The organism is Enterococcus sp. UD-01 (genome assembly GCF_044909655.1).
Taxonomy (GTDB): Bacteria; Bacillota; Bacilli; order Lactobacillales; family Enterococcaceae; genus Enterococcus_L.
On record NZ_JBIYEU010000011.1, the window covers coordinates 103,895 to 111,207 of the forward strand.

7 protein-coding genes are annotated in these 7,313 nt (G+C 37.8%); all 7 read left to right on the plus strand.

Translation table 11 applies throughout. The features are described from left to right. Positions 1 to 35: 35 nt before the first annotated feature. The 7 genes from ABH902_RS10535 to dhaM all read left to right on the plus strand — a co-directional run bounded on the left by ABH902_RS10535 (position 36) and on the right by dhaM (position 7,159). Positions 36 to 1,802, plus strand: a complete 1,767-nt coding sequence (locus ABH902_RS10535) for an ABC1 kinase family protein (RefSeq protein WP_404590678.1) — start codon at positions 36 to 38, stop codon at positions 1,800 to 1,802. 192 nt (positions 1,803 to 1,994) lie between these two features. Continuing rightward, positions 1,995 to 2,378, plus strand: coding sequence for a hypothetical protein (locus ABH902_RS10540; protein ID WP_404590679.1), 384 nt, complete (start codon positions 1,995 to 1,997; stop codon positions 2,376 to 2,378). 296 nt (positions 2,379 to 2,674) lie between these two features. Next, the gene (locus ABH902_RS10545) at positions 2,675 to 3,538 is read left to right on the plus strand and encodes an ABC transporter ATP-binding protein (protein WP_404590680.1); all 864 of its coding nucleotides are present in this window, start codon (positions 2,675 to 2,677) and stop codon (positions 3,536 to 3,538) included. A gap of 11 nt (positions 3,539 to 3,549) precedes the next feature. Continuing rightward, complete coding sequence (locus ABH902_RS10550; RefSeq protein WP_404590681.1) at positions 3,550 to 4,308, plus strand: hypothetical protein; 759 nt, start codon at positions 3,550 to 3,552, stop codon at positions 4,306 to 4,308. 391 nt (positions 4,309 to 4,699) lie between these two features. Beyond that, entirely contained in the window at positions 4,700 to 5,683 is a 984-nt protein-coding gene (gene dhaK / locus ABH902_RS10555; RefSeq protein ID WP_404590682.1) for a dihydroxyacetone kinase subunit DhaK, read from the plus strand. A 527-nt stretch (positions 5,684 to 6,210) separates the two neighbouring features. Beyond that, the gene (gene dhaL / locus ABH902_RS10560; RefSeq protein ID WP_404590683.1) at positions 6,211 to 6,798 is read left to right on the plus strand and encodes a dihydroxyacetone kinase subunit DhaL; all 588 of its coding nucleotides are present in this window, start codon (positions 6,211 to 6,213) and stop codon (positions 6,796 to 6,798) included. After that, positions 6,791 to 7,159 (plus strand): dihydroxyacetone kinase phosphoryl donor subunit DhaM, encoded by a 369-nt coding sequence (gene dhaM / locus ABH902_RS10565; protein ID WP_404590684.1) that lies wholly within the window; start codon positions 6,791 to 6,793, stop codon positions 7,157 to 7,159. The genes dhaL and dhaM overlap by 8 nt, the downstream gene beginning before the upstream one ends. Positions 7,160 to 7,313 lie beyond the last annotated feature (154 nt).

Below are 7,313 nucleotides of genomic sequence, written 5' to 3' on the forward strand. Positions count from 1 at the left end.
TCCCGTTACTATTAAGACAAAGGGAGGGCATGACTATGACAGAACCTTCAATAAAAGAAGACACGCAAAAAATAGCAGCAAAAGAACAGACTAAACGGGCACGTTTCAAAGAAATTCTCAAAACTTTTTTGTCGTATAATGTACTGCAAAACTTAGCCAAACAGGAGCATCCTGAAAAGGTACGAGAGGCATTTGAGTCATTAGGACCGACATTCATCAAAATTGGACAAATGCTTTCGGTACGAACGGATATTTTAAAACCGGCGTTCATTAAAGAGCTACGAAAATTGCAGGATAATGTAAAAAAAGATGACTTTCAAACGGTAAAAACAATTATTGAAGCGGAAACTGAGCTGGCCTTAACGGATATCTTTTTGACTTTTGAAGAGGAGGCATTTGCTTCTGCATCCATTGGTCAAACGCACAAGGCAACGTTGCTAAATGGTCAAGAGGTTGCAGTTAAAGTCCAGCACGCTGGAATTAAAGAAGCTATCATGCTGGATTTATCATTGTTGGAAAAAGCCTTGCCTTTAATGAAATATATCCCCAAAGTTACGGTTGCTGATCCCAGAGAGTTTTTTTTGGAAATTAAACGTTCGTTGATCGATGAATTGAATTCATTAAAGGAAGCGGAGAATGGGCAAGCATTTTATGCAAAAAATAATGGGTGGAAAATCGTTCGATCTCCAATGATTTATCAGGAATATTGTACCTCTAAAGTATTGGTTATGGAATTTATGGAAGGCATGAGCATTAAGCAATTTGTGAAAAATAGCACCGCTCAGCCATCAGAGCAGGAGATAAAGCGGAAGAAATATTTCGGTGATATCTTGGTTCAAAATTTTGTGAAGCAGGTGTTTGAGGATGGCTATTTCCATGCAGATCCTCATCCGGGTAATATTTTTGTACAGTTGCTTCCAACAGATCATCAAAAAGCAACAGAAACGATAAAAGAACAGCACATTAAGCGTTCCTTCGGTTTTGGTTCGGCTTCATTTGATTATCAAAAAGAGCAAGAACTGCCGCCTTATCGATTGGTTTTCTTAGATTTTGGCATGATGGGCCGCATTGATGCTGCGATGATTCAAAAATTAACGAATGTCATGGACAGCTTGTATGGGAATAATGCGAAAGTGATTGGCCGGGCGATTTTGCAGCTTTGTCGACAAAAAGGACCACTTGATGAGGATCTGTTTTTTGAACAGTTGGCTCCTTTGCTGGATAATAATTATGATGTAGGTATCGGCGAAATGAATCTGCAGACCCTATTTTTCCAAATAGTTGATATTTGTCACCAAAACAACTTGCAGGTTCCTCAGGAAGTGACGATGCTGATTAAGGCAGTGGCGACATTCGAAGGAATGATCCGCGAACTGGACCCGACGATTTCTTTGGTGGAAATTGCGACGCCGTTTGCCAAAAAGTATTTTACAGAAAAAATAAATTGGGAATTTGAAGCGAAAAAAGCGGGGATTGATTTGCTTTATTCAGCGAAAGCTGCGCCGAAAATCCCAACGAAAATAGTTGAAGCACTGGATGATTTTACGCGAGGCAAGTCCAAAATTAATTTTGAACTAAAACGACAAGATGAATTGCTAAATCGCATTGAAAATATGGTAAATCGTGTCGTGATTGGTTTGATTTTAGCTGCATTGATTGTTGGTTCTTCTATGCTGGTTGAGTTTCATCAGGGTGTGACAAGTAATTTTGTATCAATTTTAGGGATCATGGGCTATGGAATTGCTTTGTTTGCGATTATATTTTTAGTCATTGATATTATTCGCAAAGGGCGGAAGAAGTAACAGAAGCTGCTATTTATTAGGAAGTATAGGGTGAGACAAACCTGTTTTTTCCATTTGTCTCGCCTTTTTTGGTGTTTTTTGGTTAAATTTTGTTTAATAAAGACAGAAAATACAGTGTTTTTGGAAAAATTAATTTATCTTAGTTATAGGCTAGCAATTTCGATCCTAAGATAACAGCTGGAAGGAGATTATATGAAAAAGCCTTATTTTTTAGCAGGAATAGGTTGTGTTGTTTTATTTTTAACAACAATTATTGCTATCAATAATTATACTCATCAGCGGTTCATCGATCGCACAATCGCTGAGTTTCCAGAACAATTAAGACAACTTCCTTTTTCTAAAAAAGCGATTCATACCATTAAAATAAAAGATGACACAATAAAAATTGAAGGGCGCATGCATCGAGAAAGAGGTGTATACAATGTTGTTGCGGAACATTTTAAAAAGATTGACATGCAGGAATGGACATATCGCTTTGTAATCAGTGATTTTGCTTACGGTGATGGTACGTTTACTTTATTGTTCACAAGAGAAAATGATGATAGCAATCAGGTGAAAACCAATATAAACGACTAAAAATATATCGATAAAAAAGCGCTTTATACAGTATTGGCTAATTATTCGGATTTTTCAGCTGAGAAGTAGACGAAGCTTTTACATGGTGCGTCGTTTGGCTTCTATCGTCTGAAATTTGTATCATGATATTTAATGTTTAGAAAAAAGCAATATATAAGTTTAAATTATCTTATGAAACGATCTTATTTCAGAAATTATCTCCCGGTACATGAAAAAACATGATAAACTGATAATGTTAGCTTTTATATATAGGAAAAATAAAAGAAAAGCAGCAGAAAAAATTAAAGGAGTTTACTATGGAAATTAAAGTAAGAGACTTAATCATGCGCTATGGTCGAGTAGAAGTATTGAATATTCGTTCATTGGACTTTGAAAAAGGCACGTCTTATGGTTTAGTAGGTCACAATGGTGCCGGAAAAACAACGTTATTCAAATGTATGACAAATATTATTTCTAATTATCAAGGGGATATTTCAATTGATGATACTTCTGTCAAACAGCATAATGAAGTCCTGCTAAATGTGGGGATTGTTTTAGACGGAATGTCCGTTTATACCAATCGTACGGGTTGGTTTAATATTCAGTACTTTTCTGGTTTGCGCGGAAATTTTGATGAAGAAAAGGCTAGAGATTTAGCGAAGGAATTAGATTTATATTCTGTGTTGGACCAAAAAGTCAAAAGTTATTCTTATGGCATGCAAAAGAAATTGATATTGTTGATAGCGTTAATGCATACGCCGGAAATTTTAATTTTAGATGAGCCGTTTCGCGGGTTGGATATTGATACAGTAAAATGGTTTAAGAAATACTTGAAACAATTAACAGAACAAGGCTTAACCTTATTAATCTCCAGTCATGTCCAAAATGACTTAGAAGCGTTATGTGATTTTGTTTATGTGATCGACCGCGGTCGCATTACAGAAACAATTGATATTAATGCTGAAAAAGAAAAACAAATCCGTCGAGTAGCTACAACAAATAATACTCGTTTACAAGCGATTCTTGATGAAGTGAATTACTATTATCAGATGGATGAAGACGGAATTAAATTAGATATCTCAGATGAACGTTGGAGCGAAGTGAAAAAACGTTTGTTAGAGGAAGAAATCGAGATTTCTGAATTATCTAAAGTGAAAATTTTAGATGAGAAATTGAATTAGGAGGGGCGATAATGACTGGTAAACTGATTTTTAAGATGGAATTGTTTAAATTTTTACGTGACAAAAGCTTTTTAATTGCAGCCGGAATAATCGGTGTTTTAAATATTATTTTCACGTTATTGGCTTTGAGTGCCTTTAACCTTACCGATTCTTATTATGATTCAGGCTCAACAGCTGCTATGATTGGGACTTTAGCAATTATTTGGGTTATTTTGATCATGGGGAATGTTATCTTTGCTTATATTTATCCTTTTCATATGCTTTCAATGGACTATAAGAATAATGTGATGGCTATGATGGTGGCATCTGGTGTAAACCGCAGAAAATTATTTTTTGCAAAGGTCGGCGCAATTTTTATTTGTACCATTGCTTTAACCGTGGCAATTACGTTGATTCCGTTCATTTTATGTGTGGCAAAAATAGCACAGGAAGGCGGCTGGAATGATTTTGTTGAAGGCTTTACTAGCGTGTTTTATTATACTGATTTGAGTGTAGTCAAGCTGATCTTCTCAGGGATCTTTGGTTATATAAATATGTTGATGTTAATCGCAGCGGCGTGCATTATTATGAAAGGAAAAAATCTTTCATTTATGCTGTTTATCGGTTTCAACATGCTGAATAGTTTGGTAACAGGTATTTTAAGCACGCTGACCATTGCTTTTGATTTCAGTTTCAACGGCGTGTATACTTTCCAATTACTTCTAACGATTATTTCAACGGTTGTGTTTGGTTATATTTCTTTAAGAGTATTGGAAAAGCAGAATCTTTAACAGTATACTTTTTATATTGATCGGATTTTCATGAAATTGCCGAAGGGTCTGACATTTGGTTATCGTTTATTTGTAAGTAGAGGAGCGTGAGACAAAAGTAAATAACACTTTTGCTTCACGCTCTAAGTACGAATAAACGGCGGGATCAGAAGCAACTCCTTCGGAAATAAGCCGAAATTCACAAAAATTTGAAGAACAATTTTCGTGAATTCCTTCTTATTTCTCGGAGTTTAACGCTTCTGTCCCAGCCTCTCTCATTTTTATAGTGTTTAGTTGCTAAATTGGACACTTGCTAATAAAATGAATGAAAGCGGATACAAGTGGTGTCTGTCTTTTGTAAATTTTATGGGAAGGTAGTATTGTAAAAGTATAGAAATCAGGAGGGAACGTCATGAAAAAAATTATTAATCAAGCACAAGATGTGGTTCCAGAAATGGTCGCCGGTTTTGTACGTGTTCATCAGAAAACGATTGAACAAGTACCGGAAACCTTTGTGTTAAAGCAAAAAGAGATTTCGAAGCAAGTGGCATTGATTAGCGGCGGCGGAAGCGGGCACGAACCGGCGCATGCTGGGTTTGTGGGTTCAGGTATGCTGCAGGCTGCTGTTTGTGGGCAGGTGTTTACTTCGCCCACACCGGATCAGATTTTTGAAGGGATCAAGGCGATTGATCAAGGACAAGGGGTTGTCATGATCGTGAAGAATTACTCTGGTGATATTATGAATTTTGAAATGGCGAAGGATTTAGCGGAAATGGAAGAAATCAAGGTCGGGATGATTGTCGTCGATGACGATATTGCCGTAGAAAACAGTACTTACACACAAGGAAAACGCGGGGTTGCCGGAACGATTTTAGTGCATAAAATAATAGGTGCTGCTGCTCGGAATGGGGCGACGGTGGAAGAATTAACTGCATTAGGCGAAAATGTCGTTAAAAATTTAAAAACGATTGGAGTCGCTTTGACAGGAGCAACGGTGCCGGAAGTGGGTAAACCAGGATTTGTATTGGCCGATGATGAGGTTGAATTCGGTGTAGGCATTCACGGTGAGCCGGGATATAAGAGAGAAAAGATCAAAACCTCAAAAGAAATGGCCCAAGAGTTGATATCTAAGCTAAAAACAGCGTTTCAATGGGAAAAAGGAGACCGTTATGCGATTTTAGTGAATGGCTTAGGCGGCACGCCGTTGATGGAACAATATATTTTCTGTAATGATGCGTTGGAATTGTTGGCAGAAAAAGGATTAGACATTGTCTTTTCAAAAGTGGGCAATTACATGACTTCTTTGGAAATGGCCGGCTTATCATTAACAATGTTGAAAGCAGAACAAGCATGGGTGGACGGATTGAATGAAGAAGTAGAAACACCAGCTTGGTAGGGGCAATCACAGTGAAAGAAATGAGCTGATGATGAACAGTACAAGATTTTCGCAAGAAAGTGTTGAACATTATTGCTATCTAGCTGCACAGGCTAGCTCTTCGGAAAAAAGATAAATTGCGAATAAGGCAAAAAGCGCCTTTTTCTCAATTTCCTATTTTTCTGTCGGAGCTGAACGAGCCTGTTCCGCTTTTGCTGAGAATCACAGTGAAATGAAATTGAACTGATGATGAACAGTACAAGACTTTCGCAAGAAAGTGTTGAACATTATTGCTATCCAGCTGCACAGGCTAGCTCTTCGGAAAAAAGATAAATTGCGAATAAGGCAAAAAGCGCCTTTTTCTCAATTTCCTATTTTTCTGTCAGAGCTGGACGAGCCTGTTCCGCTTTTAAGTTATCCAGCTACACAAATCAATCTTTAGGAAAATAGATAAATTGCCAGTGAAACAAAGAGCGTTTCAAAGTCAATTTCCTAATTTTCTACAAGATTAAACGATTTGTTCCACTTTTAAATTAGGAGGTTATTTTATGTTTTCTGTTGTGAATTTAGTTAAGGCTTTGGATTTGTTTAAGGAAAAGATTGATAAGAATAAGGATTATTTGAGTGAATTGGATACGCCGATTGGTGATGGGGATCATGGCAATAATATGGTTCGGGGAATGGCTGCTGTGAAGGAAAGTCTTGACAGTAAGCAGCCTGAAACGGTTCAGGATGTGTTTAAATTAACGGCTATGGCGTTGATTAGTAAGGTGGGAGGAGCTTCCGGGCCGCTTTATGGAACAGCGATGTTGGAGATGGCCAAGGCTAGTGCTTCAACCGATCAGGCTTTGCCGATATTAGAGGCAGGTCTTGCCGGGATTGAAAAACGCGGGAATAGTCAGCCGGGAGAAAAGACGATGCTGGATGAATGGGCTCCTGCTATTGAAGCGCTTAGGAAAGGAAAATTGACGCAGGTTGATTTAGATGCAGCCGTAGAAGCAACAAAAGATCTTACAGCAACCAAGGGACGTGCTTCCTATGTTAGTGAACGTTCTATCGGACATATTGATCCTGGAGCAATGTCCAGTAAATATTTTTTTGAATCTTTAATAGAGGCGGGTGTTTTTAATGAATAACGGAATTGTGATTGTTTCGCATGTAAAGGAAATTGGTGAGGGGCTTACTCGTTTAATTCGGGAAGTAGCGCAGGATGTACCGATCACAGTTGCGGCTGGATTAGAGCAGGGAGAAGTCGGTACTTCTTTTGAAAAGATTATGGCTGCTTTTGACGAAAATTCTGCTCAAACGCTGTTGGCTTTTTATGACTTGGGAAGCGCTAAAATGAATTTAGAAATGGCGATTGATGCAACGGAGAAGAACGTACTTTTATTTGATACGGCATTGATTGAAAGTGCCTATACAGCGGCGGCACTGCTGCAGGTGGACACTTCTTTAGAAGCTATTAAGGAACAATTGACACCGATGAAAATTAAATAAAGCAAGACACTGTTTTGGCAAACGACTGGCTTTAATCATAAGAGTCTGGACATACAAATGGAAGTGCAACTACTTTTTGATACAAAATAAAAAGAGCAACTCAATTTGATCTTGTTAATCGATAATCAACGGGTGAAAGATACCCTAATTTTGC

Excerpts from the sequence above, each read along its gene's own strand:
- ABH902_RS10535 (WP_404590678.1), top strand. The coding sequence starts at position 36 with ATGACAGAACCTTCAATAAAAGAAGACACGCAAAAAATAGCAGCAAAA.
- ABH902_RS10540 (WP_404590679.1), top strand. The coding sequence starts at position 1,995 with ATGAAAAAGCCTTATTTTTTAGCAGGAATAGGTTGTGTTGTTTTATTT.
- ABH902_RS10545 (WP_404590680.1), top strand. The coding sequence starts at position 2,675 with ATGGAAATTAAAGTAAGAGACTTAATCATGCGCTATGGTCGAGTAGAA.
- ABH902_RS10550 (WP_404590681.1), top strand. The coding sequence starts at position 3,550 with ATGACTGGTAAACTGATTTTTAAGATGGAATTGTTTAAATTTTTACGT.
- dhaK (WP_404590682.1), top strand. The coding sequence starts at position 4,700 with ATGAAAAAAATTATTAATCAAGCACAAGATGTGGTTCCAGAAATGGTC.
- dhaL (WP_404590683.1), top strand. The coding sequence starts at position 6,211 with ATGTTTTCTGTTGTGAATTTAGTTAAGGCTTTGGATTTGTTTAAGGAA.
- dhaM (WP_404590684.1), top strand. The coding sequence starts at position 6,791 with ATGAATAACGGAATTGTGATTGTTTCGCATGTAAAGGAAATTGGTGAG.